Origin of the sequence: Micromonospora acroterricola, assembly GCF_003172955.1 — a bacterium.
Classification (GTDB): domain Bacteria; phylum Actinomycetota; class Actinomycetes; order Mycobacteriales; family Micromonosporaceae; genus Micromonospora; species Micromonospora acroterricola.
Genome location: NZ_QGKR01000134.1, coordinates 1 through 25,904, shown reverse-complemented (window position 1 = coordinate 25,904; position 25,904 = coordinate 1). Strand labels below are relative to the sequence as shown.

General features: G+C 73.3%; 25 protein-coding genes. 13 read left to right on the top strand and 12 right to left on the bottom strand.

Annotation, left to right across the window (positions count from 1 at the left end):
- The 3 genes from DKT68_RS05810 to DKT68_RS05800 all read left to right on the top strand — a co-directional run.
- On the top strand, positions 1-372 hold a 372-nt coding region (locus DKT68_RS05810), incomplete at its 5' end, for a DUF4442 domain-containing protein (RefSeq protein WP_109816389.1).
- Positions 373-433: 61 nt separating this feature from the next.
- The gene (locus tag DKT68_RS05805; protein WP_109816387.1) at positions 434-1,252 is read left to right on the top strand and encodes an HAD family hydrolase; all 819 of its coding nucleotides are present in this window, start codon (positions 434-436) and stop codon (positions 1,250-1,252) included.
- The gene (locus DKT68_RS05800; protein WP_109816386.1) at positions 1,249-3,621 is read left to right on the top strand and encodes a glycoside hydrolase family 65 protein; all 2,373 of its coding nucleotides are present in this window, start codon (positions 1,249-1,251) and stop codon (positions 3,619-3,621) included. The genes DKT68_RS05805 and DKT68_RS05800 overlap by 4 nt, the downstream gene beginning before the upstream one ends.
- Positions 3,622-3,730: 109 nt before the next feature.
- Here DKT68_RS05800 and DKT68_RS05795 read toward each other — a convergent pair whose 3' ends face one another.
- On the bottom strand, positions 3,731-3,910 hold the full coding sequence (locus DKT68_RS05795) for a hypothetical protein (protein WP_109816385.1): 180 nt from the start codon (positions 3,908-3,910) through the stop codon (positions 3,731-3,733).
- Positions 3,911-4,107: 197 nt separating this feature from the next.
- On the opposite strand from DKT68_RS05795, the gene DKT68_RS05790 reads away from it, so the two are divergent.
- Positions 4,108-4,788: a dienelactone hydrolase family protein gene (locus tag DKT68_RS05790; RefSeq protein ID WP_109816384.1), complete on the top strand. Its 681-nt coding sequence runs from the start codon at positions 4,108-4,110 to the stop codon at positions 4,786-4,788.
- On the opposite strand, the gene DKT68_RS05785 is transcribed toward DKT68_RS05790, so the two are convergent.
- Entirely contained in the window at positions 4,777-5,910 is a 1,134-nt protein-coding gene (locus DKT68_RS05785; protein ID WP_109816383.1) for an AI-2E family transporter, read from the bottom strand. The two genes, DKT68_RS05790 and DKT68_RS05785, sit on opposite strands and share 12 nt — an antisense overlap.
- A 170-nt stretch (positions 5,911-6,080) precedes the next feature.
- On the opposite strand from DKT68_RS05785, the gene DKT68_RS05780 reads away from it, so the two are divergent.
- Positions 6,081-6,251, top strand: a complete 171-nt coding sequence (locus tag DKT68_RS05780) for an antitoxin (protein ID WP_407940693.1) — start codon at positions 6,081-6,083, stop codon at positions 6,249-6,251.
- Positions 6,252-6,364: 113 nt separating this feature from the next.
- Here the strand turns inward: DKT68_RS05780 and DKT68_RS05775 are convergent, their stop codons facing one another.
- Positions 6,365-6,970 (bottom strand): hemerythrin domain-containing protein, encoded by a 606-nt coding sequence (locus DKT68_RS05775; RefSeq protein ID WP_109816381.1) that lies wholly within the window; start codon positions 6,968-6,970, stop codon positions 6,365-6,367.
- A gap of 168 nt (positions 6,971-7,138) precedes the next feature.
- Here DKT68_RS05775 and DKT68_RS05770 point away from each other — a divergent pair, with 168 nt between their 5' ends.
- Complete coding sequence (locus DKT68_RS05770) at positions 7,139-8,485, top strand: FUSC family protein (protein WP_109816380.1); 1,347 nt, start codon at positions 7,139-7,141, stop codon at positions 8,483-8,485.
- On the opposite strand, the gene DKT68_RS05765 is transcribed toward DKT68_RS05770, so the two are convergent.
- The 8 genes from DKT68_RS05765 to eccB form a co-directional block, all read right to left on the bottom strand.
- The gene (locus DKT68_RS05765; protein WP_109816379.1) at positions 8,473-9,129 is read right to left on the bottom strand and encodes a C39 family peptidase; all 657 of its coding nucleotides are present in this window, start codon (positions 9,127-9,129) and stop codon (positions 8,473-8,475) included. The two genes, DKT68_RS05770 and DKT68_RS05765, sit on opposite strands and share 13 nt — an antisense overlap.
- Positions 9,130-9,475: 346 nt before the next feature.
- The gene (locus tag DKT68_RS05760) at positions 9,476-9,883 is read right to left on the bottom strand and encodes a pyridoxamine 5'-phosphate oxidase family protein (RefSeq protein WP_109816378.1); all 408 of its coding nucleotides are present in this window, start codon (positions 9,881-9,883) and stop codon (positions 9,476-9,478) included.
- A gap of 33 nt (positions 9,884-9,916) precedes the next feature.
- The gene (locus tag DKT68_RS05755; protein WP_109816377.1) at positions 9,917-10,258 is read right to left on the bottom strand and encodes a YkvA family protein; all 342 of its coding nucleotides are present in this window, start codon (positions 10,256-10,258) and stop codon (positions 9,917-9,919) included.
- A 100-nt stretch (positions 10,259-10,358) separates the two neighbouring features.
- A complete protein-coding gene (locus tag DKT68_RS05750) occupies positions 10,359-11,153 on the bottom strand; it encodes a hypothetical protein (protein ID WP_109816388.1) in 795 nt (264 codons plus the stop codon).
- Positions 11,154-11,435: 282 nt separating this feature from the next.
- Positions 11,436-11,786 (bottom strand): hypothetical protein, encoded by a 351-nt coding sequence (locus DKT68_RS05745; protein WP_146218291.1) that lies wholly within the window; start codon positions 11,784-11,786, stop codon positions 11,436-11,438.
- A gap of 170 nt (positions 11,787-11,956) precedes the next feature.
- On the bottom strand, positions 11,957-13,270 hold the full coding sequence (locus tag DKT68_RS05740; protein WP_109816375.1) for a WXG100 family type VII secretion target: 1,314 nt from the start codon (positions 13,268-13,270) through the stop codon (positions 11,957-11,959).
- On the bottom strand, positions 13,263-13,631 hold the full coding sequence (locus DKT68_RS05735; RefSeq protein ID WP_109816374.1) for a hypothetical protein: 369 nt from the start codon (positions 13,629-13,631) through the stop codon (positions 13,263-13,265). The genes DKT68_RS05740 and DKT68_RS05735 overlap by 8 nt, the downstream gene beginning before the upstream one ends.
- An 87-nt stretch (positions 13,632-13,718) precedes the next feature.
- Positions 13,719-15,266: a type VII secretion protein EccB gene (gene eccB, locus DKT68_RS05730; RefSeq protein WP_109816373.1), complete on the bottom strand. Its 1,548-nt coding sequence runs from the start codon at positions 15,264-15,266 to the stop codon at positions 13,719-13,721.
- A 161-nt stretch (positions 15,267-15,427) separates the two neighbouring features.
- Here eccB and DKT68_RS05725 point away from each other — a divergent pair, with 161 nt between their 5' ends.
- Positions 15,428-16,615 carry a type VII secretion protein EccE gene (locus DKT68_RS05725; RefSeq protein WP_109816372.1) on the top strand — a complete coding sequence of 396 codons (1,188 nt, stop codon included), beginning with the start codon at positions 15,428-15,430 and terminating at the stop codon, positions 16,613-16,615.
- A 53-nt stretch (positions 16,616-16,668) separates the two neighbouring features.
- On the opposite strand, the gene eccD is transcribed toward DKT68_RS05725, so the two are convergent.
- Positions 16,669-18,066, bottom strand: a complete 1,398-nt coding sequence (gene eccD / locus DKT68_RS05720; protein WP_109816371.1) for a type VII secretion integral membrane protein EccD — start codon at positions 18,064-18,066, stop codon at positions 16,669-16,671.
- A 169-nt stretch (positions 18,067-18,235) separates the two neighbouring features.
- Here eccD and eccCa point away from each other — a divergent pair, with 169 nt between their 5' ends.
- The 6 genes from eccCa to DKT68_RS05690 all read left to right on the top strand — a co-directional run.
- Positions 18,236-22,201, top strand: coding sequence for a type VII secretion protein EccCa (eccCa, locus tag DKT68_RS05715; RefSeq protein ID WP_109816370.1), 3,966 nt, complete (start codon positions 18,236-18,238; stop codon positions 22,199-22,201).
- A gap of 259 nt (positions 22,202-22,460) precedes the next feature.
- A complete protein-coding gene (locus tag DKT68_RS05710) occupies positions 22,461-22,769 on the top strand; it encodes a WXG100 family type VII secretion target (RefSeq protein WP_074316322.1) in 309 nt (102 codons plus the stop codon).
- A gap of 25 nt (positions 22,770-22,794) precedes the next feature.
- On the top strand, positions 22,795-23,073 hold the full coding sequence (locus DKT68_RS05705; protein WP_074316323.1) for a WXG100 family type VII secretion target: 279 nt from the start codon (positions 22,795-22,797) through the stop codon (positions 23,071-23,073).
- 116 nt (positions 23,074-23,189) lie between these two features.
- Positions 23,190-24,656: a S8 family serine peptidase gene (locus tag DKT68_RS05700; RefSeq protein WP_161556624.1), complete on the top strand. Its 1,467-nt coding sequence runs from the start codon at positions 23,190-23,192 to the stop codon at positions 24,654-24,656.
- A 37-nt stretch (positions 24,657-24,693) separates the two neighbouring features.
- Positions 24,694-25,257, top strand: a complete 564-nt coding sequence (locus tag DKT68_RS05695) for a WXG100 family type VII secretion target (RefSeq protein WP_109816368.1) — start codon at positions 24,694-24,696, stop codon at positions 25,255-25,257.
- 17 nt (positions 25,258-25,274) lie between these two features.
- The coding region (locus tag DKT68_RS05690) for a WXG100 family type VII secretion target (RefSeq protein ID WP_201748919.1) at positions 25,275-25,904 on the top strand (630 nt) is incomplete at its 3' end.

Here is a 25,904-nt window from a genome sequence, read left to right as displayed (position 1 = left end):
GAGGGCGACGGCGGCGGGGGGGGGGTCGTCCGCCTCCCCGACTCACCGGCCACCCACAACCACGTCGGCGGGCCACACGCCGGGGCCATGTTCACCCTCGGTGAGACGGCCTCCGGCGCGGTGGTCCTGGCCGCCTTCGGGCAGCTGCTCGACCGGGCCGTGCCGCTCGCCGTCCGCGCCGACATCGCCTACCGCAAGCTCGCCAAGGGGTCGGTGCTGGCCACCGCGCGGCTCGGTCGGCCGGCCCTGGAGGTGATCGACGAGCTGGAGTCCGGCACGCGGCCCGAGTTCCCGGTCGAGGTGGAGATCACCACCGAGGACGGCACGCCCACCTCGGCGATGACCGTGATCTGGACACTGCGGCCGAACTGAGCCGCGCCGGTGGCAGCGGAAACGCGGTTTGCCGAGCCGGACGGGTGGTTAGATTCGTAGCGTGCTGGGCCTACCTGCTCACGTGACCGCCTGTCTCTTCGACCTGGACGGTGTGCTCACGCAGACCGCCCGCGTGCACAACGCCGCCTGGACGGAGACGTTCGACGAGTTCCTGCGGCAGCGTGCCACCGCCACCGGCGAGCCGTTCCAACCGTTCGACCCCGGCCCGGACTACAACCGCTACGTCGACGGGCGCCCCCGCGCCGACGGCGTCCGGTCGTTCCTCGCCTCCCGGGGCATCGTGCTGCCCGAGGGCAGCCCGGACGACCCGCCGGACGCCGACACGGTCAACGGCGTCGGCAATCGCAAGAACGTCCTGCTTCTCGAGCGCCTGCGCAGCTCCGGCGTCGAGGTCTACCCGGGCTCGGTCCGCTACCTGGAGGCGGCGACCGCCGCCGGGCTGCGTCGAGCCGTGGTGACCGCGAGCGCCAACGGGCGCGAGGTGGTCGCCGCCGCCGGGCTGGAACCGCTGCTGGAGGCGCGGGTCGACGGGCTGGTCGCCCGCGCCCAGGGGCTGCGCGGCAAGCCGCACCCGGACACGTTCCTCGCCGGGGCCCGCCTGCTCGGTGTCGACCCGGCGCAGGCCGCCGTCTTCGAGGATGCGCTCTCCGGCGTGGCCGCCGGCCGGGCCGGCGGCTTCGGGTACGTGATCGGCGTCGATCGGGTCGGGCAGGCTGACGAACTGCGCGCGCACGGCGCCGACATCGTGGTCACCGACCTCGCCGACCTGCTGGACGCGGGCGACGTCCCGCCCGCACCGCGTGGGGCCGTCGCCCCGCCCGCCGGCAGCAACCGCACCGGAGAGCGGGGTCCCGCGTGATCCGGGAACGGGCCTATCCGGTCGACCCCTGGCACGTTCGGGAAACCCGGCTGGACATGGACGTGCTGGCCCAGTCGGAGTCGGTCTTCGCGCTCTCCAACGGGCACGTCGGGCTGCGCGGCAACCTCGACGAGGGCGAGCCGCACGGCCTGCCCGGCACATACCTCAACTCGTTCTACGAGCTCCGCCCACTGCCGTACGCGGAGGCCGGCTACGGCTTCCCCGAGTCCGGGCAGACCATCGTCAACGTCACCAACGGCAAGCTGATCCGGCTGCTGGTCGACGACGAACCACTCGACGTGCGCTACGGCGAGCTGCTCTCCCACGAGCGGATCCTCGACCTGCGTGCCGGCACGCTGCACCGGGACCTGCACTGGCGCTCGCCGGCCGGCCGCGAGGTCAAGGTCCGCAGCACCCGGCTGGTGTCGTTCACCCAGCGGTCGGTCGCCGCCATCAGCTACGAGGTCGAGGCCGTCGACGGCCCGCTGCGGCTGATCGTGCAGTCCGAGCTGGTGGCCAACGAGACGCTGCCCCCGCAGAGTAACGACCCCCGGGTCGCGGCGGTGCTGGAGTCGCCGTTGCAGTCCGAGGAGGAGCTGACCACTCCGGACGGTGGGCAGCTGATCCACCGCACCAAGGTCTCCGGCCTTCGGGTGGCCGCCGCCATGGAACACGAGGTGCACGGCCCGGACCGCACCACCATCGAGTCCGAGGGGTACGAGGACTGGGTCCGCACCACGATCGCCTGTGTCATCAAGCCCGGTGAGAAGCTGCGGGTGGTCAAGTACCTGACGTACGGCTGGTCGAGCCGGCGTTCGCTGCCGGCGCTGCGCGACCAGGTCGGGGCGGCGCTGGCCGGCGCCCGCCTGGACGGCTGGGACGGGCTCTGCCGGGAGCAGCGGGGCTACCTCGACGAATTCTGGGACGCGGCCGACGTCCGGGTCGAGGGCGACCCGGAGGTGCAGCAGGCGGTCCGGTTCGGCCTCTTCCACGTCCTCCAGGCCGGCGCCCGGGCCGAGCGTCGGCCGATCTCGGCGAAGGGGCTCACCGGCCCCGGGTACGACGGCCACGCGTTCTGGGACACCGAGATGTTCGTCCTGCCGGTGCTCACGTACACCCAGCCGAGCGCCGTGCGCAACGCGCTGCACTGGCGGCACAGCACACTGGAGCTGGCCCAGGAGCGGGCCGAGACGCTCAACCTCAAGGGCGCGGCCTTCCCCTGGCGGACCATCGAGGGTCCCGAGTCCTCGGGATACTGGCCGGCCGGCACGGCGGCCTTCCACATCGCCGCCGACATCGCCGACGCGCTGCGCCGCTACGTGCTGGTCACCGGGGACACCGACCTGGAGCGGGAGATCGGGCTGGAGCTGCTGGTGGAGACGGCCCGGCTGTGGCGCTCGATCGGCCACCACGACCGGCACGGGCGATTCCACATCGACGGGGTCACCGGCCCCGACGAGTACACCGCGATCAAGAACGACAACGTCTACACCAATCTGATGGCGCAGCGGAACCTGCTCGCCGCCGCCGAGGTGGTGATGCGCTACCGGGAGGACGCCTTCCACCTGGGGGTCACCGACGAGGAGGCGGCGAGCTGGCGGGACGCCGCCACCTCCATGCACGTCCCGTACGACGACGAGCTCGAGGTCCACCAGCAGGTGGAGGGGTTCACCCGGCTCCAGGAGTGGGACTTCGCGCACACGCCGGCGGAGAAGTACCCGCTGCTGCTGCACTACCCGTACTTCGACCTGTACCGCAAGCAGGTGATCAAGCAGGCCGACCTCGTCCTGGCCATGCACTGGCGGGGGGACGCGTTCACCCCCGAGGAGAAGGTGCGCAACTTCCTCTACTACGAGCGCCGCACCGTACGCGACTCGTCGCTGTCGGCCTGCACCCAGGCGGTGCTCGCCGCCGAGGTCGGCTATCCCGAGCTGGCGCACACCTACCTGCGCGAGGCCGCGCTGATGGATTTGCACGACCTCAACGAGAACACCCGCGACGGCGTGCACATGGCCTCGCTGGCCGGCGCGTGGCTCGCCCTGGTCGGCGGACTGGGTGGATTGCGCGACCACGACGGTGGGCTGTCGTTCGCGCCGCGGCTCTCCAGCCGGCTCAGCCGCCTGGAGTTCTCCCTCCAGTGGCGCGGGCTGGCGTTGCGGGTGGACGTCCGGCCGCACCAGACGACGTACTCGTTGCGCCACGGTGGCCCGGATGACGTGGTGGAGCTGCGCCACCACGACCAGGTGCTGCGGGTCACCTGCGACGAGCCGGTCACCGTGCCGGTGCCCCCAGCCAACCCGTCCGGGCCGCCTCCGGAACAGCCGCCGGGCCGATCGCCGCTGCTGCGGTTGCCAGAGCGCGAAGAGTGACGGCCGGGGCGGGAGTGATCCCGCCCCGGCCGCCGAGCTCCCGGGTGGGCCCGACCGTCGAGCGGCGGATGTGACACCGCCCGTCGGCTCGGTGGGCCCGGCCCGTGCGTCAGACGGGCTCGCCGGTGGAGGGGCGTCCCAAAGCATCCCTGGGCGCCATCGCCCGGGGATCTTCGGGAGTGCGCGCCTGCGCGGCCTCGTCCCCCCAGTCCCGGCTCCGCTCGGCGTCCTGTTCCCGCCGGTTCCGCTCGTCCATCTGCTGCTGCCGCGACGTCTGCTCCTGGGCCATGACGATCCTCGCGATCCGTCGGGGCGCGGTTGCGCCGACACGGTCTGCGGTCGCTCGTCGCCTACCCGGCGCCCCACCCGGCAAACGCCATGCCGTCACCCCGGCCCGAGCGGCAACGCGGGTCGCGACAGGCGGGGCGGGTTGCTGACGATTCCGGTGGGTACCCGGAGCGCAGGCGAGCAACGAGGAGGTGGGGTATGGACGAGCAGCGCACGGTGACCATCCCGGTCGGGGACGCCCAGCTCCCCGCGGACCTGATGCTGCCCGCCCAGCCGGTGGGCGTGGTGCTCTTCGCGCACGGCAGCGGCAGCTCGCGGCACAGTCCGCGCAACGTGGCGGTGGCTCGGACTTTCAACGGTCGGGGGCTCGGGACGGTGCTGGTCGACCTGCTCACCCCGGCCGAGGACGAGGTGGACGCGCGCACCGCCGAGCTGCGGTTCGACATCGGGCTGTTGGCCAGCCGGCTGGCCGGGATCGTCGACTGGTTGGCGGCCGAGCGCCCCGCCGGTGATGTGCCGATCGGCCTCTTCGGCGCCAGTACGGGTGCCGCCGCAGCCCTGGTCGCGGCGGCGTCCCGCGCCGACCAGGTGGGCGCGGTGGTCTCCCGGGGCGGTCGGCCCGACCTGGCCGGTGCCGCTCTGGCCCAGGTGCGTACCCCGACGTTGCTGCTGGTCGGTGGCCTGGACGAAGAGGTGATCGTGCTCAACGAGCAGGCTCAGGTCGAGCTGGGGGAGGTGGGTGAACTGCGGATCGTCCCCGGTGCCACCCACCTCTTCGAGGAGCCCGGCACCCTGGACCAGGTCGCCGATCACGCCGGCACCTGGTTCACCACCCACCTCACCCGCACGCCCGCCCCGTCCTCTCGATCACGAGGTTGACGGGGCATCCGACACCCCGGTCGCGGTGGGCGTGACGCGGTGTCGTTGGACGGTGTCGATGACACGCCAGATCACGGCGGTGATGGGGACGCTGACGAAGGCGCCGGCGATGCCCGCGATCAGGGTGCCGGCGGTCACCGCCACCAGGATGACCGCCGGGTGCAGCCGAACCTGCCGCTTCATGACCAACGGCTCCAGCAGGTTGCCCTCGATCTGTTGCACGGCGATCACCGCGGCCAGGGTGAGCAGCGCGGTGGTCGGCCCGTTGGCCGCCAGCGCCACCAGCACCGCCACCGCGCCGGCCACCGTCGCCCCGATGATCGGCACGAAACCGCCGAGGAACGTGATCAGTGCGAGCGGCAGGGCGAGCGGCACCCGCAGCACCACCAGGGCCAGGCCGATGCCGATCGCGTCGATCGCGGCGATCAGCATCGTGCCCCGGCTGTACGCGCCCAACGTCCGCCAACCGGCCCGGCCGGCCTCGGCCACCACCGGCCGGTTCGGCCCCGTCATCCGGGACAGCACCCAGTGCCACATCGACCGGCCGTCCTTCAGCAGGAAGAAGAGCAGCACCAGGGCGAGCAGCGCCGAGCCGAGCACCTCGGTGACGGTACGGGCGCCGGCGACCGGGTCCGGCGAGTTGCCGCTCAGACCCTGCCGGGCCTGGTCGACCAGCTTGTCGAGCTGTGCGTCGGTGACCGGCAGTGTGGACGTGACGAAGTCCCGGCTGCGATCCAGCCCCTGGGTCAACTCCTGGCTGAGTTGGTCGAACTGGCTGGCGGTCAGGTTCCACACCAGCGCGCCGACCCCGACCAGGATGCCGAGCAGCAGCAGCACGGTGAGCAGTGCGGCCAGCGCCGCGGGCAGCCGCATCCGGCGCAGCTGGAGCAGCACCGGGTCGAGTAGCGCGGTGAGGAAGATGGTGGCGGCCAGCGCGATCGCCAACGGCGCCAGCAGCACGGCGATCCGGCCCAGCAGGTAGAGCCCGGCGACGACCACCACCAGGCAGGCGCTCCACAGCACGGCGGTCCGGACCAGCCAGGGCAGTGCCGTCCACGCCTGACGTGGCCCGGAGCCGCCCGTCGTTTCCCCGGAGCCCGCCCCGGGTTCGTCTGCCACCATGTTCGTCCTCCTCGATTTCGCGAGGTCGTACCCGAACCGACGTTCCGCGACACCCGTACCGCTTCCGGGCCGGGCGTCCGAAGCAGCCCGGCAACGCTGTTTGCGCTGGCCGGCCGGGGGAACGCTGACGGGAGTGACCGGAGTGGAGGAGGATCGCCGTGGGTGACTTCATGGACAAGGCCAAGGATTTCTCGGAAAAGCACGACAAGCAGGTCGACCAGGGCCTGGACAAGGCCGGCGACATGGCTGACAAGCGGACCGGTGGCAAGTACGACGAGCAGATCGACAAGGGCGTGGACCAGGCGCAGGCGCGTACCGGTGAGGGCGACCAGGCCCGCTGACAGCAGGACATCTCCCGGGTCGCCGTGCGCGACCCGGGAGATGTCCTTTCCGGACCGTCTCGCCCGGCGCGTCGGGCGGGGTCAGGTCGGACGAGGCCCGGAGTCGAAGCGGGTCAGCGCTTCTGCTGCTCGCGTAGCTCGCTCATCGACGTCGGCCGACCGCGCAGCGCGTCCCGCAGCCGGTCCACCAGGCCGGCGCCGGGGGCGAGAATCTTGTTCGCCGGTGGGTGGTCCGGCAGGCTCGGGTGCGGTCGGGTCGGTGCGATCTCCTTGACCGCGGTCACCTTGTCGGCCAGCTCCACCAGTTCCTCGCGGGCTGTCGCGGCGCGCAGCCGGGGAAAGAGTTCGCCCTCCTCCTCCCGTACGTGGTGTCGGATGGTGCTCGTCAGGTGGGCGATCAACTCGTCGAAGCGGGGGTCGGACGGGTCGACGGACTCCAGCTCCTTCATCGTCCGCTCGGCGTCGGCGTGTTCGGCGATCTCGCGCTCGGCGATCTCGTCGCCATCGGGCAGCGTCTTGCGGGCGGTCGGATAGACGTACGCCTCCTCGGCCACCGCGTGGCGGACCAGCTCGGCGATCATGACGTCGACGAGCTGGCGGCGGTACTCGGGGGTGCCCTGCCGGGTCTCCAGCTCGACGAAGAGCGTCTCGACCTGTTGATGGTCGGCGACCAGGATGTCGACGACGTCCTGGTCGCCGGTGCTCTGCGGGTTGGTCATGTCACGGCCCCTTACCGGTTGCGGATCGGTAGGTTTGCGGCCCTGGTACCCCCGTGCCCTGGTGCAAACCCACCGTCACCGATGGATTGCCGTTGAGGCGTTTGTGTCTCTGGTGCCTTCGATGCGGACGGGCACGATTGCTCGCCTGGCCTCGGGGTAACCGCCGCCATGTCCGATGACCGCCCACCAGCCGACAGCGACCGGTCGCGGCTCGACCAGGCTGCCGAGCGGAGCGGTCAGGCGATCGAACGGGTGCGGCGCCGAAGCGGCCAGGCGGGCCGGATCCGGGCGCGACAGTGGGAGATCACCCTGGTGATCGCCATCCAGGCCGGACTGGCCGCGGCGCTCGCCGCGTTGATCGCCCAGCACCTCCTCGGCCCGGGGGCGCACGTGTTCGCGCCGGCCGCCGCCGTCGGTACGATCGCCACCGCCATCGGCCAGCGGGCCCGCCGCACCTTCGAGCTGCTCGCCGGGGTGGGAATCGGCATCGTCATCGGCGATGCACTGCGCTTCCTGCTCGGCTCCGGGCCGTGGCAGACCGGGGCCGTGGTCACCCTCGCGATCGCCAGCGCGTTGCTGGTCGCCGGACGGGGCGGCGCCCTGGTGGGTCAGGCCGGCGGTACCGCCGTGCTGATCGCCACGCTGGCCCCGATGGAGCGCGGTCTGGAGCTGCCCCGGATCTTCGACGCGGTGGTCGGTGGGATGGTCGGCCTGGTGGTGGTCGCGCTGCTGGTGCCGATCAACCCACTGCGCGTACTGGACCGGGCGGTGGCGCCCATCATCGCCGTCCTCTGCGACCAGCTCGCCGCCCTGGCGAAGGCGTTGCGGGAGCGCGACGCCGACGGGGCGCTGCGCGTCCTGGACCGTATCCGCGCCGCGGAGGGCGACCTGGGTCGGCTGCACGAGGCGCTGAGCGGCGCGGAGGAGGTGGTGACGATCGCGCCGGCGCGTTGGCACCGGCGTGAGCAGTACCGCCGGTACGCCCGCGGCGCGGAGCACCTCGAGCGGTTGACGCTGGACAGCCGGGCGCTGGCCCGCTGGTCGTCGACCGCCCTCCAGTACGACGAGCCGATACCGGAGGAGTTGCCGGAGGCGGTGGCCCGGCTGGGCCAGGCGGTGCGAAAGATGCACTCCGAACACCGGGCCGGCAGAGATCCCGAGCAGACCCGCCGGCTCGTCCAGGAGTGCGCCGAACTGGCCGGGCGGGCCGCCGCAACCGGTGTCCGCTCGTTCTGCGACGCGCTCGTCACCGGCCTGCGCACCGCGTCCAGCGACCTGCTCCGGGCGACCGGCTGCGAGCCGGGCGACGCCAACCGGCTGGTGCGCCGGGCGGCCGGCGCCGGCGAGATGGCCGTCCACCCGCCGCCCCGACGGCACCTGCACCGGGCACGGCCGACCCGGGCGGCCCGGGCCCGCCGGCGATCGCACCGCGCCGCCCGTAACCGCGACGACGACCGGGCCGGCCACCCCGACAGGGGTGACCGGCCCGGTGAACGGCAGGGTCAGGAAGAGTAGCCGCGCTCGGCGACCCAGTTGGCGACCTTCGACAGGCTCACCCAGTACTCGCCCAGAGCCGGGTCGGCCGGGTCCGCGACCCTGATGGTGTCCCCACCATCGCGGTAACCGACCAGGGTCAGGTAGTGCCCGCCCTCGTACGAGTGCGGGTTGCCGTCGGTGTCCACGGTCGTGCCCTTGACGTTGGCCACCACCGGCCGACCGCCGTCCACCGCGGCCAGCACGTCTCGCCGCAGCTGCTCGACCTGCTCCGGACGGGCAACCGAGTCACGGATCTCCGTGGTCCGGTACTTGCCGCCGGTGAGCTCGTTGAGCACGCGGGTGGTGTCCAGGGCCGACGGGGTGCCCGCCTCGCTGGTGCCGAGCAGCTTGGCGACCTCGTCCTGGGAGAGCGCCTTGCCCTGCGCGGAGAGCGCGATGCGGGTCGCGGCCGGACCGCAGTAGTAGAAGTTCGGCTGGGCCTGGTAGTCGATGCCGAGGATCCGCTCGGCGGACCGGTCGGTGCCCCGGTCGGTCTGGCTCGCCGAGATCGGGGGGCCCTGCACCGGGGCGGCCTGCGCGGCCACCGCCGGGCCGAGCGCGCAACCGCCGGCAACCAGCATGCCGGCGACGGACAGACCGCTCTTCTGGATGATCGGGTTCATGGTCGAGTCTCCGTTCGGGGGTTGGTCGCCTCCGACTGGGGAGGGCGGCAGCACCGGGAATGGCGCTCGGCTCATCACAGGGCGACGACCCACGGGGGTCTCGGCCGTGGGCGTACCGGGGACGTAACGGCCCTGCTCCGGCCGGCATTCCACCGCCGGCCCCGGCGCGGTCGTCGCGCCCAGATGCAACGACTCCCGACCTGGCGGGATTCCGGGCCCGACGTGCCGCCGCTCATGCCCAGTCGACGGAGTCAGAAACGGTCACGAGGGCACAAATGCCCGCGCAAGGATCCTCAACCCGTCCGAGGGCCCCTCGATACGGCGCGGATGGCGGACCGGCAACGGATCAGAGGCTGCCCAGCAGGCCGGTCACGGTGATCTCGATGACCACCCGCTCCGGATTCGGACGCGGTGTCCGGTACCGCTCGGCATAACGGCGCTCCGCCTCCGCGACGGAGGCCCGGTCCGAGCGGAGCACCGCCCGACCCTCGATGGTCAGCCAGCGTCGGCCGTCCACGTGGCAGACGGCCACCGGGGTGCCCGCCGCGCCAGCCGCAGCGACCTGCCGGGCCTTGTGGGACGTGCGGGAGGTGATCACCCGGGCCAGTCCGGCCGCCGGGTCGAGGGTGACCCCGACCGGCACCACGTGCGGCGTGCCGTCGGCGCGCAGGGTGGTCAGCGTCGCGAGGTGCCGTTCCGCGCAGAAGGCGGCAACCCGGTCGTCGAGTACGTCCAACCGATGATCGCCCGCCATGACCCGTCCCTCATTCCGCCTACCGGACCACGATCATGGCACGGGGCGGCGCGTCCGGTCCGGGTCCTGCGGCGCGTCCGGCTGCCCGGGCAGCCGGCGGTTGGCCGCCCGGCGCTGTTGCACGAGCCGGCTGAGGTAGATCAGCGCACCAGCCAGCACGCCCATGTCGTCCAGGTAGATCGGGTCCGGGAGCAGGTCGACCGGGAAGATCGTGTAGATCAGCGCCCCGTAGAAGGCGACCTTGCCGCCCGCGCCGAGCCCGGTCAGCAGGCGCCGCGTCCGCACCACCCGCACCGCCAGCACCACCGCGCCGACCAGTGTGGCGATCGCCAGGATGCCGGCGACCACCACGAGCACCCACGCCTCTCGGGACATTCCGTCACGCTAACCCACCCGCGCACGACCGGCCCGCCGACGCGGGTCGGCGCGCGGGTGCGGTCCCCGCCCCGCCCCGGAGGCGCCACGGGTCGCGGGCTCAGAACGCGGGTACCGCCGCGCGGCCGCGGGCGACCACCTGGTTCTCCCGGGTCTGCTCGATCGGCCGGACCACCTCGCTCAGCGGCAGCACCGAGGCCGACTCCGCCACCCGGCGTCCGGTCGCCGCGTGGGCCTCCTCGCGCAGGCTGCGGGCCGCCGCGACGGCCAACTCCGCGGCACGCCAGGCGGCCTGCTCCCGCTCTTCGGCGGCGGCGTGCCGGGCCGCCAGATTGTCGCGGATCGCCCGCTGCAGCACCAGCTCCTGCTCGACCGGGTGCAGCCGAGGGTCCCAGCCGGCGCGGTGCGCGAAGACGTCACTGAGCTGCTCCACCGACAGCTCCCGCCGCCAGTACGCGTCCAGCGCGGCCCGGTGGAGGTAGCGCTCGCGGTCGGCGTACTCGGCCGGGGTCCGGGCGGTGTGCGGCAACGGCATCGCGGCAGCGGCGCCGAGTCGCCGGACGGCTGCCTCGGCCGCCTCGTACGCCTGCCAGGCGGTCTCGACCTCCTCCTGCGCGGCCACCCATTCCGCCCGGTGGCGCTGGGCGGTGGCGGTGGCCCGCTCGGCGGCGACGGCGATCTCCTGCGCGTAGCGGCTCTGCTCGCGTTCCGCCTGCGCCTGTTCGAGCTGACTGGGCATCGCCGCGCGGCGGATGCGAGCGCCCGGGTCGAAGCGGAGCCGGCCGGGCCGCACCAGCAGGGCGGCGACGGCGACGGCGACCACACCGAGCAGGCTCAGCCAGATGGCGGCAGCCCGCGGCACATCGGGCAGGACGGCGGAGAGGACGGTCTGCATGATCAGCACCTCGCGGTCGAACGACGGGTATCGACGGGTGGCGGCGGACGGGGTCTTCCGGCGGCATCGGCGTGACCGAATGCGGTGCCGGTGCCACCGGCTGCACTGCTCGGATGGGCGGCCGGGCCGCGCCTCGGGACGGTCGCCGCTGCGCGGCGCCCGCCGGGCGTGGTCACCGTTCGGTGACGTCCCGTGGGTGAGGGTGCGTGGTCGATCCGACGCGGTGCCCGGGGTGCGCCCGGGCCGGGCCGCGCGGATCGCCGGGCGGGTGGCCGGCCGAGGTCAGAGGGCGGGCGGGCCGCGCCGGAGCGGGATGCCGCGCCCGGGATCGTCGGCCGGCGCGTGCTCCGGAACCACGGTGACCGGAGCGGTCACCGCGACGGTGGTGGCCGGCCGGGACTCGGCCGGCTGGCTCGCCCACTCGGCGGCCGGGAGGGCGTCGGGTCGGAGAGTGTCCACGCGGCTGCTCACGGCGCTGGGCCGCAGCTGCGCCGATGCCGGGGGCGGGGTCGCGGCGAGAGCGCCGCCGAGCCCGACCGCGAGCACCAGCGCGGTGACCGCCAGCCGGGTCAGCTCCCGCAGTGACCGCAGCACGGCCCACCGGGCTGGGCGGACGGGGGCTGCGGAGGACACCAAACCAACCTAACGCTCGACCCGCCGCGGCGCAGCTCGGTAACCGACCGTGCGGACGTGACCGCCACCACGCCGCGCACTGTGGACGGAGGCGCGCTGCCGGCCAGAACGGCGAAAGGCCCCACCGGACCGGGTCCGGTGGGGGCCTTCACGACACGCTTGTGCCGGGGTCAGTCGGCGGTGCCGAGCACCGACGGCGGCGCGTCCCCGCCGTCCCGCCACACCATCTCGTCCTCGGTCAGCCAGGTCAGCCGCTCGTCGGACTCGTCGCCCTCGGACCGCCCGTGCCCGCCGAGCACACCGGGGCGGTTGGCGCCCGCGGCGCCCTGCCGCCCGGCTCCGCTGCCGCCGAGCACGCCCTGCCGCCCGGCCGCGGCCGACCGGCCGGTGGCATCGGCGCGTCGACCATCGATGCCGCGCCCGACCCCGCTGGCCGAGCGGCTCTCGGTCGGAGCCGCGCCGCCAGCCGAGCGGACCGAGGCGCTGGGAGTGGTGCCCGAACCGGCGAGCGCGGCGGTGCGCAGCACCCCGCCGGCCGGTGCCCCGCCCTGCCCCGCGAAGAGCAGACCCGGCCCGGCGCCGGCGCTCGCGGTCGTGGTGGTCGGCCCGGACAGGCCGGCTAGCCCGGCGGCGCCACCGGCGACCAGCGCCCCGCCGACCAGCGGATCCGCACCGGCGAGCGAGGTGGTGGAATCACCGTCGGCGCCGTCCGGACCGCTGACGACGGTCGGCGTGCCGCCGGTGCCCGAGCCGCCCTGGCCGGTGCCGGACCCGTCGCCGGTGACCGGTGGCGGAGCAACGCCGTCAGGCGTCGCGATGGTCGCGCCGCCGGTGTGCGCGGTGCCGCGGGTGGCGTTGGGCGCGGCGGTCGGCGTGGTGGTGGCCGGAACGCTGCGCGGCGTCGTCGTCTCGTCGTTGGTGGTCCTCGGCGTGTCCGGGTGCGGCGGGGGCGGGTCGACCACCCGGTCGTACGCGGAGAGGTCGTAACCGGCGGCCAGCTCGGCCACCACGTTCACCATCCGCTGGTGCGCCTTCTCCTGCTCTTCCTTGTCCTGCTGGTGGCCCATGATGCCCCCGACCACGGCGCCAGGCAGGCCGAACGCGGCGCCCTTGAGCGCCCCGGAGACCGCCTTGTCGTTGTCGTCGGTCTCGTCCGGGCTCTCGGCCTGCTTGTGCGCGGTGCGCAGCTGGCCGGCCATCATGGTCAGCCCCTGCTTGATGCCGGCCATCCCCTCGCCCAGCGCCTCGGCGTGCTCGACGATCAGCGTCAGCCGCCGCTGGAACTCCCGACCCGCCGAGCCCGTCCAGGTGTTGCCGAGCTTTTCCAGGTCGCCGCTCAGCTCCCGGCCGAGGCCGTCCAGGATGCCCTTGAGCGAGGCCCACTGGGCGGCCACGCCATCGATCTGCTCCGGCTTGCCGGCCATCACGGCGTCGTACAGCTGCTGGTGACTGCTGCCCTGGTAGCGCTGGGTGTACTCAGACACGCCCGTCCCCCTTCGGCTGCAACGCCCGGTCGACCCCGGTCAGCGCCGCGGTGATGTCGGTGGCGTTGGCCGCGTTACGCGCCTCGGCGGTGCGGTAGTTCGTCAGGATCATGCTGGTCGCCTGCTGTGCCGCCACCACCGCCTGCCGCAACCGCTCGGCCTGGTCGACATAGGACTGGTGGACCTCGCTGTATCGGCGCGCGTTGGCGGTGGCGTCGGTGAACGAGCCCAACGCCGGGGGAGCGCACTGCATCTCGGTGTTGAGCTTGCGCAACACCGACTCGGCCTGGCTGAGCCGGGCCGCCAGGTGCTGGTGGAAGTCCTCAAGGGACAGCAGGTCGACTTCCGTACGCCCGGTCATGGCAACATCCCCGTCGTTCTGGTTGACAACCGTCAGCGACCTCAGGTTAGTCCACCAGTGCGATCCGGGGCGACCCGTCGGGGCCGCTCAGTCGTCGGCCCCGGTCGATGCCGTGGACGTCCCGCCACCCGTTCCGCCGGACGCCGGGGCGCCGTTGGCCGGGGTGGACGGCGTGGGCGACGGCGAGGCCGACGTGGGCTCCGGTGCCGGCGCGGCCGAGGGCGCACCGCCGGGCGAGAAGTAGGTCGACGCGTCCTCCTGGCTCAGGGTGGGCCCGGTCGGGATCAGCGAGAGCAGCGAACCGGGCACCGCCAGTGGGGTGACACCGCCGTAACCGAGCACTGCCAGCGTCTCGCCCGACCCGAGCGGGTACCGGACGCCCTGCGGGCTGATCAGGTAGACCGTCGACCCGGCGGCGCCGGATCCGCTGGTCCCGGCGCCGGGTGCGGCCTGGGCGAGCACTCCCTTGCCGCCGGGCAACAGCACCGCCTCGGCCGTGCGTACCGCGTCCCGGGCGGTCTGCCGGACCGGGACCGGGCCCGATTCGCTCGCGGTCAACTCCGCCGGCGCCCGGTCGAAGACCTCCACCGTCGTGGTCGGCGGCCCGCCGTCGGCGCCCGCCCGGTACGTCGCGCAGAGCAGCGTCTGCCCGGACCGGGCCGGGTACAGGGTGGGCAGCGTCCGCGGCAGGGCTTCCTCGTCCACCCGCTGCTCGGCCAGCAGACGGCCGACCTGATCCGGCGTGATGTCGGTGATCTGACCACCACCGCTGAGCATCAGAAGCGCCGTGATCTCAGAAATTGGGACGAGCCCGTCCCGGGTCAGCACGTAGTGCCGTCCGACGGCCCGGAACACCTGGCCGATGGTGGCCGGTCGGCCGGCCACGCTCGAATTGCTGTGGTCGCCCTGGCCCGGCAGCGACGGCTTGCGCAGCGGCGGACCGGCCGGTACGGCGTTGAGCAGCTGCTGGCCGACCGGCAGCGGTGACGTGCCGGTCATCCGCAGCGCCGCGATCGCCTGGTCGCCCCCGAGCACCTGGAGCCGTGCGTTGCCGGTGATCAGGTGCCGCTGACCGTCCACTGTGACCAGCACGGCGCGGTCACCCAGCGGCGTCCCGCCGGGCAGTGCCCGGTCGATGACGACCCGGGTGGTGGAGCGACGCGGGTCCGCCGAATCGGGCACGTCGCAGACCGACCACGGCAGGCCGGTCAGCGACTTACGGTCCGGCAGGGCGTCCGGTGCGCCCACGATGCCGACGGTCCGGCCACGCGGCCGGTCCCGCAGCGACGCCTGCGACATCGTCCGCACCGCCGGGTCCGCCTCGTTGAGGATCAGCCGAGCCGACGTGTAGTTGAGCGTCGGGTGCAGCTGCCCCTCCCTGAACACGTACGTCGCGCCGGTCTCGCGCTCGATGACCAGCGTGTTCTCTTCCAGTGGCGCGGTGTTGCCGGTCAACTGGCCGTAGGCGCCGACCCCGCCGAGCACCACGGCCGCGGCGAGCACACTGCCGAAGACCGCCATGCCGAGCCGTCGCATCGGCAGGTTGGTGGTCTCCGGATCGCCCGACAGCAGAGCGGAGACGATCCGGCGGGTGACGAAGCGGTACGCCTGCACCTGATCGCGGCGGGTCCGCATGACTTACCTCCGGCGGGGTGGATCCGCGACGATCAGGTCGGGGCGCCGTCGCGGGCTTCCCTACGATAAGGGGCCGACGGCGGGTCCTTGGGACCACCGCCCGTGGCCGACGCCGGACCGACCCGGCGTGGAGCCGTACCGTGCAGGAGGGACAGTCACCGATGACGCAGGTTCAGGCGCGACCCGCCCGAGTGGCCACGAACCCGTCCGACGTCCCGGCGCGGGCGACGCCGCCGGCCGACCGGCCAGGTCGGGGGCGGATCGGCCCGGTGCTGGTCGGGCAGCTCGTCGTGCTGGAGTTGTGCGCGGTCGCCGTGTGGGCCGCGGTTGCCGGGCCGAGCTGGGTGCTCGCCACGGTGGGCACGGTGGCGGCGCTGGTCGTTCTGGCCGCGTTCGCCCGTCGGGGCGGCCGCTGGTGGTTCGAGGATCTGCTGCTTCGCCGGCGGCTGCGGCGGCGCCGGGAACGGGCCGCGGCCGCGCTGGCCGACGGGGCGGCGACGGACCCCCGTCTCGCGGCGCTGGCTCCCGAGCTGAGCGTCATCGAGCTGACCGACCGGGGCACCAGGCTCGGCATCGGGCAGGACGACCAGGGCTGGTTCGCGGCGGTCGCCCTGCAACCCGCGTCCGGCGCGTCGGTCGGCTCGGTCGAGGCGTCGACGGTGGACCGGGCGCTGCGGGTCCTGGCGGACTTCGCCGCGCCCGTCTCCCGCTCCCAGGTCGTCGCGCACACCCTGGTCTGGTATCCGGCGCCCGGTGCGCCACCCGCGGCGCACCGGACCGTCTGGGTCGCGCTGCGGCTCACGGTCACCGACGCGCGGGTGGAGGCGGTGAGCCGGGGCGGCGGGCTGCCCGGCGTACACCGGACTCTGGCCGCCGGGATCGGCCGGCTGGGCAAGGCGCTGACCGCCGCCGGGCTGGCCCACCGCCCGCTGGGCCGCGACGAGCTGCGCTCCGCCGTGGTCTCGGCGGCCGGGCTGGACCTGGTGCCGGAGCCACCGGCCGAGACCTGGGAGGGGCTGCGCGGCGGCGGCTGGACGCACCGCTGCCTGGCACTGCGGGGCCGGTCGGACGCCCCGCTGGGCCCGCTGGTGGACGCGATCACCGCGACCTCCGCGCCGTCGCACACGGTGGCCGCGTCGGTGTCGCCGGACGGTCGGGTGGCGGCGCCGCTGCTGCGTGTCGCCGCCATGGACAACCACGTCGAGGCGCTGATCAAGGTCGTCCGGGACATCGCGCAGCGGGCCGGCACGCCGGTGCGGCCGGTGGACGGGCAGCACGGCCCCGGCGTCTACGCCAGCGCGCCGGTCGCCTCCGTGCTGGGCGGCTCCGTCCGCCCGCAACCGCGCTGACCGCCGCCCGCCGACCAGCCGTTCGGCTGGCTGGCCGGCGGGGCGGCCTTCGATCAGGGGCGCAGGTTGACGATCCAGCCGTACAGGCCGCAGACCCAGACGGCGAGCGGAACGAGCGCGATGATCAGCATGATCTCGACGATGTCGAGCAGCCGTCCCCAGACCGGGGAGATGCGCTTGCCGGCGACGGTCAGCCCGTAGATCAGGCTGATCACGGCGGCCAGCAGCAGCCCGCCGAGGATCAGGCCCAGCCGGACCGGCAGAGACCCGCCGGCGAAGGTGGCGGCCGCGGCCAGGCCCAGGCCGACGGTGCCGGTGAGCAGCACCGGGGTGCGCTGGGCGCGACCCAGGAGCGGGCGGGCCCGCAGCAGCGACAGCAGCGCCAGCACCAGGCAGAGCAGCACCGCCGGGAGGCGCCCGTCGAGGGCCAGCACCAGCTGTGCGCCGAGCACCAGCAGCGAGACCGTCCACAGCAGACCGGTCAGGAACTCGTCGGCCCGCTCACTCTGCTGGAGCACCTGCCGGCCGTCGACCGACTCGCTGTCGGTCTTCAGGTCCTCCGGGCCGGTCGGGATCGACGGCACGGGCAGCCGGGCCAGCCGGTAGGCCGCCATCGGCAGCGCGGGCATCGCGCCGAACGCGACGGTCGCCACCACCGCCGCCGCGCCCGGCGCGTCCATGCCGAAGGCGAGGCAGAGCAGCGCGCCCAGGCCGACCGCGGCGCCCACCCCGATCGCGGCGAAGAAGAGCGGGTAGCGGTCGCCGACGGCCAGCGCGGCGACCGCGCCGGCGATCACGACGGCGGTGGCCGCGAGCAGGATGTGCGGGCTGGCCAGGTCGGTCAGCGGCCGATCGCCGGCGAGCAGCAGCAGGCCGCCGGTGCCGGCGTGCACCAGGCCGACCATGGCCAGCACGGCGCCGGTCCGGCTGTCACCGGCCGCCCGGGACAGCACCGCAGCGCCGACCAGCAGCGCCACCGCGACCAACACGGCGGCCAGCGCGCCGGGTAGGTGCGGCGGGCCGGCGAGAAGCGCGGCGAGCGCACCGGCGCCGAGCGCCGCAGCGGCGAACAGCACCGCGAAGGACCGGGTCGCGCCGACCTGCCAGGCGCCGGGGCGCTGGTTGGTGGCGGTGGCGACGGCGTCCACGACGTCGTCGAAGACGACCTCCGGGGCGGCCGCCGACCGGGGGCTGAAGTAGAGGACCTCGCCGTCGCGGACACCGAGCTGCCCGGCGGTACGCCCGCCGTCCAGGGGCGCACCGCCCAACCGGGACAGTGCCCAGCCGCCGTGCCGCACCCCCTCGTCGGCCAGGTCCTCGCCGGCGTAGCGCAGCAGCGTGGGAAGGAGGTCGGCCATCGGCACGTCGGACGGCAGGGCCAGATCCATCCGGGTACGGGGAGCCACGATGGTGATCCGGCTCAGACCACCGGTCGCCGTCTTCGATGCCACAGTGGCCTCCTGGTGTCCTTCTACGATCAGCGGGCCCGCGGTGCCGCGCGGTGCGGGTCCACCGCGCCCACGGGAGATTACCTACGATGACGGGCACGTACGATGCCCACCCGCGGGCTCCGGTCCGCGACGGCACGTCATTGAGGCCGCTTCTGGGGAGGAGACAGCCGTGAGCACGGTGGTGTTCCGCCGGCTCCCGCGTCAGCCGGGGCCGGCCCTGCCGCGCGGTGAGGTGCTGCTGGAGTCCCCTCCCGAGCTGCCCGAGCCGACACCACGCGGGATGGGGCAGCTGCTCATGATCCTGCCGATGGTCTGCGGGGTCGGCGCGATGGCGTTCCTCTACGCCGGCCGCGGCGGCGGCATGATGACGTACGTCGCCGGCGGCCTGTTCGGCGTCTCGATGCTCGGGATGGCGATCGGGTCGCTCAGCAACGGCAGCGGCAACGACAAGGCGGAGTTGAACGCCGACCGCCGCGACTACATGCGCTACCTCGCCCAGATGCGCAAGCGCACCCGGCGGGCGGCGGGGCAGCAGCGGGCGGCCATGGCCTGGCGGCACCCGGAGCCCGACGCGCTCTGGTCCATCGCCTCGTCCCGGCGCCTCTGGGAGCGGCGGATCACCGAGGACGACTTCGGTGAGACCCGGATCGCGCTCGGCCCGCAGCGGCTGGCGGTGGAGATCGTCCCGCCGGAGACGAAGCCGGTCGAGGACCTGGAGCCGATGAGCGCCATCGCGCTGCGCCGGTTCGTCCGCGCGCACTCCACGGTGCCCGACCTGCCGACCGCGCTGTCGGTACGCGCGTTCAGCCGAGTGGTTCTGCGTGGCGACCGGGAGCCGGTGCTCGACCTGACCCGCGCGGCGCTGGGCCAGCTGGCCACCTTCCACGCCCCGGACGACCTGGTGATCGCGGTGGTCGCCGCCCCCGACCGACAGTCGGCCTGGGGCTGGGTGAAGTGGCTGCCACACGCCCACCACAGTGGCCGTACGGACGCCGCCGGGGCCCGCCGGTTGGTCTTCGCCAGCCTGGCCGAGGCCGAGGAGTCGCTCGCCGGTGAGCTGGCCGGCCGTCCCCGGTTCGCGCCCGAGGCGAAGCCGCTGACGACCGCGCCGCACGTGGTCGTGGTGATCGACGGCGGCGAGATCTCCCCGACCTGCCAGCTGGTGGGCCAGGGATTGCTCGGCGCCACCCTGGTCGACCTGTCCGGCACGGTGCCGCGCGACGCCGGGCGCTGGCTGCTCTGCCTCGACGTGGGCGACGGCAGCAACCTCGAACTGGTCCGGGGCACCTCCTCGTCCCGGCTGGGCCGTCCGGACCGGCTGAGCGCCGAGGCCGCCGAGGGGCTGGCCCGGCAGATCGCTCCCTACCGGCTCTCCCAGCAGCAGACCAGCAACGAGGAACCGCTGGCCCGCAGCATGGAGCTGCCGGACCTGCTCGGCGTGGGTGACGCCGCGGCGGTGGACGTGCACCAGACCTGGCGTCCGCGCGGTCACCGGGACCGGCTGCGCATCCCACTGGGTGTCGGCCCGGACGGCAACGTGGTCGAGCTGGACTTCAAGGAGTCGGCGCACGAGGGCATGGGCCCGCACGGTCTGGTGATCGGCGCGACCGGCTCCGGCAAGAGCGAGCTGCTCCGTACGGTGGTGGCCGCGCTGGCGGTGACGCACTCGTCGGAGGAGCTGAACTTCGTCCTGGTCGACTTCAAGGGTGGCGCGACGTTCGCCTCGCTGGAGGCGCTCCCGCACACCAGCGCGGTGATCACCAACCTGGCCGACGAGCTGCCGCTGGTCGACCGCATGCGCGACGCGCTGGCCGGCGAGATGGTGCGCCGGCAGGAGCTGCTGCGGGCGGCCGGCAACTACGTGTCCCGCTTCGAGTACGAGAAGGCCCGGGCGGCCGGCGAGCCGCTGGCGCCGATGCCGAGCCTGCTGATCATCTGTGACGAGTTCAGCGAGCTGCTCGCCGCCAAGCCGGACTTCATCGACCTGTTCGTGATGATCGGCCGGCTGGGCCGGTCGCTCGGCGTGCACCTGCTGCTGGCCAGCCAGCGGCTTGAAGAGGGCAAGCTGCGCGGCCTGGACACCCACCTGTCGTACCGGATCGGTCTGCGCACCTTCTCGGCGGTGGAGAGCCGGATCGTGCTGGGCGTGCCGGACGCGTACGAGCTGCCGAACGCGCCGGGCCACGGCTACCTGAAGACGGACACCAGCACGATGCTGCGGTTCCGGGCCGCCTACGTGTCGGGGGCGTACCGGGCGCCGGGGCAGCAGGCGTCCGCGTCGCAGGCCCTGGTGCAGCGCCGGATCGTGCCGTACGGCGTCGACTTCATCCCGGCGCAGGCCGTGCAGCTGCCGGTGGACACCGCGCCGGAGCCGGAGCAGCCGGCCGACGGCAAGGCCGTGGCGATGCTCGACGTGCTGATCGACCAGCTCAAGGGTCGGGGGCGGCCGGCGCACCAGGTGTGGCTGCCGCCGCTGGCCGACCCGCCCGGTCTGGGTGAGCTGCTCGGCCCGCTGGCCGTCGACCCGACGTTCGGGCTGTGCACGGCGTCCTGGCCGGGCCGGGGACGGCTCACCGTGCCGGTCGGCGTGGTGGACCGCCCGTACGAGCAGCGCCGTGACCCGATGATGGTCGAGCTGGCCGGCGCCGGCGGCAACGTCGTCATCGTCGGCCGCTCGCTCAGCGGCAAGAGCACGATGCTGCGTACGCTGCTCGCCTCGCTGGCGCTCACGCACACGCCGCGTGAGGTGCAGTTCTTCTGCCTGGACTTCGGCGGCGGCGCGCTGCGCAGCCTGGATCGGCTGCCGCACATGGCCGGGGTCGCCGGCCGGCGGGACGTCGAGGCCGTGCGTCGCACCGTGGCCGAGGTGGTCGCCGTCCTGGACGACCGGGAGACGCGTTTCGCCCAGCACGGCATCGACTCGATGGCCAGCTACCGTCGTCGTCGTGCCGCCGGTGAGTTCGCCGACGACCCGTTCGGCGACGTGTTCCTGGTGGTGGACGGCTGGAACACGCTGCGCCAGGAGTACGAGGAGCTGGAGCAGACGATCACCACGCTGGCCAACCGGGGCCTCGGCTTCGGCGTGCACGTGGTGCTCACCGCCGTGCGGTGGGCCGAGATCCGGATCAACATGCGGGACCTGCTCGGCACCAAGCTGGAGCTGCGCCTGGGCGACGCCGCGGAGTCCGAGATCGACCGCCGCTCGGCGATGAACGTGCCGGAGAAGTCGCCCGGTCGCGGCCTGACCCGCGACAAGCTGCACTTCCTGACCGCCATCTCCCGGATCGACGGCCGCCGGGACATCGAGGACCTGAGCGAGGCTTCGATCGCCCTGGCCGGCCACGTGGCGGCCAACTGGCCGGGCCGCCCGGCCCCGAAGGTGCGGTTGCTGCCGCGTCGGCTGCCGGTGGCCGAGCTGGCCCGGATCATCGACCGGTCGGCGCCCGGCCTGCCGATCGGCGTCAACGAGTCGGCGCTCGCGCCGGTCTACCTGGACCTGGCCAACGAGCCGCACCTGACGGTCTTCGGTGACGCCGAGTGCGGCAAGACCAACCTGCTGCGGCTGATCGCCCGGGGCATCACCGAGCGGTACACGCCGGCCCAGGCCCGGCTGGTGATCGCCGACTACCGGCGGGGGCTGCTGGGCGCGGTGGAGGGCGACCACCTGCTGGACTACGCGCCGTCCAACCAGGCGTTCGCCCAGGGGCTCGGCTCGATCCGCAGCGCGCTGTCCAACCGGCTGCCCGGCCCGAACGTCACCACCGCCCAACTGCGTGACCGCAGCTGGTGGAAGGGTCCGGACCTGTACATCCTGGTGGACGACTACGACCTGGTGGCCTCCGGCGGCAGCAATCCGCTCAGCGCCCTCCAGGAGTTGTTGCCGCAGGCCCGCGACATCGGCCTGCACCTGATCGTCACGCGCCGGGTCGGTGGGGTTTCCCGGGCGCTCTACGAGCCGGTGCTGCAACGGTTGCGCGAGCTCGACTCGCCCGGCCTGCTGATGTCGGGCAACCGGGAGGAGGGCGCGGTCTTCGGCACGTTGCGGCCGAGCCCGCAGCCACCCGGCCGGGGCACCCTGGTCCGCCGTCGTGACGGCCAGCAGCTGATCCAGACCGCGTGGTCCGAGCCGTCGTGACCGGCGGCGGACCGGGCCGGGCCTCGTGGACGTCCTGCTGACCATCCCGCGGCCTTCCTCGGCCTCGCGACGGTCGCACTCTCGATCGGCCTGACGCGATTCACCACTATCCATCGAACGCGGCCGGTCAGGGCTGCGCGGGCTGGACGGCTTCCGCTACGGTCTTCACTGGAGTGTCCGTCGGTGGGGTGTTGCTGCCTTGCCGCGGGGGAGGGGCGCGGCAAAGCCGCCGCCACAACATGACGGAAGGGTGTGAAGCATGGCGTTCGAGGTCGAAGCTGCGACTCTGCATACCGCCGCGAGTGACGTGCGGTCCACGCGCAGCGAGGTCGACGGCGAGCTGAAGAAGCTGTGGAACGTAGTCGACGACCTGGCCATGGCGTGGAAGGGTCAGGCGTCCACGGGCTTCCAGTCGCTGATGCAGCGCTGGAACGAGGACACCGTCAACCTGCTGACGGCGATGGACAGCATCGCTGACCTGCTCGACAAGTCGGGTACGACGCACCAGGTCAACGACGAAGAGCAGCAGCAGATGCTGGACAAGTTCCACTCTGCTCTCAACCCGTGATCCGTAGCCAGCAGAGGAGGAAATCGTGACGATCAAGGTTGACTACGCGGTCCTCGAGAGCAGCAACCAGCAGATGCAGGCCATCTCGAAGACCATCGACGAGAAGCTGGACACGCTGCGGTCGATGCTGTCCAAGCTTCAGTGGGACGGCGAGGACCGGGCGGCCTACGAGCAGCACCAGGCCAAGTGGGACTCGTCGGTCCGGGACATCAACCGGATCCTGAACGAGATCGGTGGTGCCGTCGGCATCGCTCGCGAGAACTACGTCTCCACCGAGATGAGCAACGCCAAGGTGTGGGGCTGAGACAATCACCGGTGCGGCTCCGGTCCGGTTCGACCGGACCGGAGCCGCATTGCGTTGGCGTCGACACAGGTTCTGGGAGAGCGATGCGTACGGGGATGTCCTTCCGATCGGCACGGGTGACGGCCGCGGCCGCGTTGGCGCTGTGCGCCGCGATGGCCTCCGTCGTGGTTCCGGCGCCCGCCCACGCCGCCGACACGGTCCGCGGCCTGCAGTGGTATCTCGACTCGTTGAAGATTCCCCAGGCGCACCGGATCACCCAGGGCAAGGGTGTGGTGGTCGCCGTCGTCGACTCCGGTGTGGACCCTTCGCACCCTGACCTGCGCGGCCAGGTGCTGGCGGGGCACGGGGTGAATTCCGCCGCCGCTCCGGACGGGCGGCGCGACGACGACGCGGAGTCTGGGCACGGCACCTCGATGGCCGGCATCATCGCCGGCCGCGGCGGGGGCACGATGCGGGAGTTGGGCATCGCGCCGGCCGCGAAGATCCTCCCGGTCTCCATGGGGCCCCGTGCGGCCGCCATCGACATGGTCCTCGCAATTCGCTGGGCGGCGGACGCCGGCGCGGACGTCATCAACGTCTCCTACGGTGGCGACCCGGCTCGGCCCGACCCGGACCTGACGGACGCCGTCACGTACGCGTTGGGCAAGGACGTGGTGGTGGTCGTCTCCGCTGGAAACATCGAGGAGGGCGACCGGCAGGTCACCGTTCCGGCCAACATCCCCGGCGTCATCGCCGTCTCGGGGCTGAACAAGCGCGGTGGCTTCTTCGCCGGCTCGGTGCAGGGCCCGGAGATCGTGCTCGCCGCACCCATGGAGAGCATCATCGGGCCGGCGCCCAAGGCGGTCTCGCCGAACGGCTACACGGTGGCCAGCGGCACCAGCTCGGCCGCCGCCATCCTCTCCGGGGTGGCGGCGCTGGTCCGGGCCAGGTATCCGGATCTCGACGCGGCCAACGTCATCAACCGGCTGGTCAAGACCGCTCGCGATGCCGGGCCGGCCGGTCGGGACGCGCAGTTCGGCTTCGGTGCGGTCGACCCGGTCGCCGCGCTGACCCGGTCGGTGCCGGCGGTGACGGCCAACCCGCTGCTGGAGGGCCCGGCCGCGGGCCCGAGCCGGCCCGGGGATAGTGCCGCCCGACCCGGCGACGACGATGGCCCGGCGGTCGAGTTCGGGGTCACCAACAGGGCCGGTGCCATCGTCCAGGTGGGGCTCTGCCTGGCCGTGCCGATTGTCGCGCTGGTCATCCTGCTGGTGGTGCTGCGGCGTCGCAGGCGGCGCGTGCCGGCGGCCGTCAGCGGCCCGCTTTCCGGCCCCCCGGGGCCGCCGCCCGGTTGGCCCGCGGGTCCGCCCGGTTGGCCGGCACCAGCGGGCCAGGCTCCCATTCACCACCCCGGCCCGGGCTACGGTCCGCCGCCGGGCCATCCCGCGCCCGGGTACCCGCCGCCGGGCTATCCGCCGGCCGGGCAACCCGCGCCGGGCTATCCGCCGGCTCAGGCCGCGCCGGCACCGCCGTCGGGCGGGCCCGGTTGGCCGGGTGCCGGCCCGGGGCAGGCTCCACCGCCATCCGGCCCACAGCAGCAGTGAGCGCGGACCACCAGTCAGGTTTTCGGGGAGGGGACCGATGACGGACGACACGACCAAGCAGCCGGAACGGTTCGAGGCAAACGACATCTACATCCCGGTCCCTGCGGGCGGGGTGATGACGCCGGGTCTCGCGGTGACCGGCTTCGAGATCGACAACGTCAACCATGCCGCGACGCCGACGGGCCTGGTCACCGCGCCCGGCGAGGCGGGCGTCAAGACCGAGTGGGACGCGACCAGCCTGGACTCGGCCATCACGTGGCTGGAGACCCATGCGGCGTACCTGAACAAGCTCTCCTACGACATGGTCGACATCCAGGACCTGATGGGCGGTGCCGCCGCCGGCGCCGCGGCCGGGGCGCCCGGCCAGGCGAGCCCGCTCGGTGGCTTCGACTGGGCCGGCCGGTTGGCCGCCAAGCACCAGGGGCTCTACCAGGGCACCGAGAGCGGCGTCCGGCGGCTCTCCCAGAGCCTGTACGACGCGGCCGAGGCGCTGCGCCAGGTCAAGCAGAACTACGAGACGGCGGAGGAAGCCAACCGGATGTCCGCCGCCGACATGCAGCGGGTCTTCGGCGACGTGGCCGGCAACGGCGACGGTCGCTAGAGCGGGGAGGACGGCAGATGGGCCTGAGCTGGGAAGAGATGTGCCAGAAGGTCGTCATCGACGGCCGGCCGGGTGACGTGGAAAGCGCCGCCCTCGGTTGGGAACAGCTGATCAAGAATCTCAACAACGTCAAGCAGAGTCTCGACACCAACATCAAGGACCTGGGCACGGTCTGGAAGGGTCCGGCCTACGACGCGTTCAAGGGTCACGTCGAGCAGATCGCCAAGGACACCGGGCAGATCGTGGCGGACGCCGAGAAGGGCACCGGCATCGTCCAGTCGCTCAAGAGCGCGGCGGAGAAACTCACCGCCGCCCAGCGGGACTTCCCGGTCCCGGCGACCTGCGTCAACGACGTCCTGGAGGCGCGGAACGCCAAGCTGACCCTCAGCGTGGGCTTCTTCGAGGCCAAGGTGGCACCCGACTTCCTCGGCTGGCTCGACCCGGTCACCGCGGTCGCCGACTGGATCAACGACCGGTCCGACGAGGCGGCTGGGGTCTACGAGCGGGTCAGCGGCGACTACCAGAACATCGCGCCGGGCACCCCGGGTGATGCGAGCGGCTTCGACAACAAGACACCGACGACCGAGATTCCGAAGCTGGACAACGGCGGCGGCGGGGGTGGCGGGGTCGGCGGCGTGCCGGACATC

What these genes read in the sequence shown, in the direction of transcription:
- DKT68_RS05795 (WP_109816385.1), bottom strand. Translation starts at nt 3,910, where the DNA reads ATGGCCCAGGAGCAGACGTCGCGGCAGCAGCAGATGGACGAGCGGAAC.
- DKT68_RS05790 (WP_109816384.1), top strand. Translation starts at nt 4,108, where the DNA reads ATGGACGAGCAGCGCACGGTGACCATCCCGGTCGGGGACGCCCAGCTC.
- DKT68_RS05785 (WP_109816383.1), bottom strand. Translation starts at nt 5,910, where the DNA reads ATGGTGGCAGACGAACCCGGGGCGGGCTCCGGGGAAACGACGGGCGGC.
- DKT68_RS05780 (WP_407940693.1), top strand. Translation starts at nt 6,081, where the DNA reads ATGGACAAGGCCAAGGATTTCTCGGAAAAGCACGACAAGCAGGTCGAC.
- DKT68_RS05775 (WP_109816381.1), bottom strand. Translation starts at nt 6,970, where the DNA reads ATGACCAACCCGCAGAGCACCGGCGACCAGGACGTCGTCGACATCCTG.
- DKT68_RS05770 (WP_109816380.1), top strand. Translation starts at nt 7,139, where the DNA reads ATGTCCGATGACCGCCCACCAGCCGACAGCGACCGGTCGCGGCTCGAC.
- DKT68_RS05765 (WP_109816379.1), bottom strand. Translation starts at nt 9,129, where the DNA reads ATGAACCCGATCATCCAGAAGAGCGGTCTGTCCGTCGCCGGCATGCTG.
- DKT68_RS05760 (WP_109816378.1), bottom strand. Translation starts at nt 9,883, where the DNA reads ATGGCGGGCGATCATCGGTTGGACGTACTCGACGACCGGGTTGCCGCC.
- DKT68_RS05755 (WP_109816377.1), bottom strand. Translation starts at nt 10,258, where the DNA reads ATGTCCCGAGAGGCGTGGGTGCTCGTGGTGGTCGCCGGCATCCTGGCG.
- DKT68_RS05750 (WP_109816388.1), bottom strand. Translation starts at nt 11,153, where the DNA reads ATGCAGACCGTCCTCTCCGCCGTCCTGCCCGATGTGCCGCGGGCTGCC.
- DKT68_RS05735 (WP_109816374.1), bottom strand. Translation starts at nt 13,631, where the DNA reads ATGACCGGGCGTACGGAAGTCGACCTGCTGTCCCTTGAGGACTTCCAC.
- eccB (WP_109816373.1), bottom strand. Translation starts at nt 15,266, where the DNA reads ATGCGGACCCGCCGCGATCAGGTGCAGGCGTACCGCTTCGTCACCCGC.
- DKT68_RS05725 (WP_109816372.1), top strand. Translation starts at nt 15,428, where the DNA reads ATGACGCAGGTTCAGGCGCGACCCGCCCGAGTGGCCACGAACCCGTCC.
- DKT68_RS05710 (WP_074316322.1), top strand. Translation starts at nt 22,461, where the DNA reads ATGGCGTTCGAGGTCGAAGCTGCGACTCTGCATACCGCCGCGAGTGAC.
- DKT68_RS05695 (WP_109816368.1), top strand. Translation starts at nt 24,694, where the DNA reads ATGACGGACGACACGACCAAGCAGCCGGAACGGTTCGAGGCAAACGAC.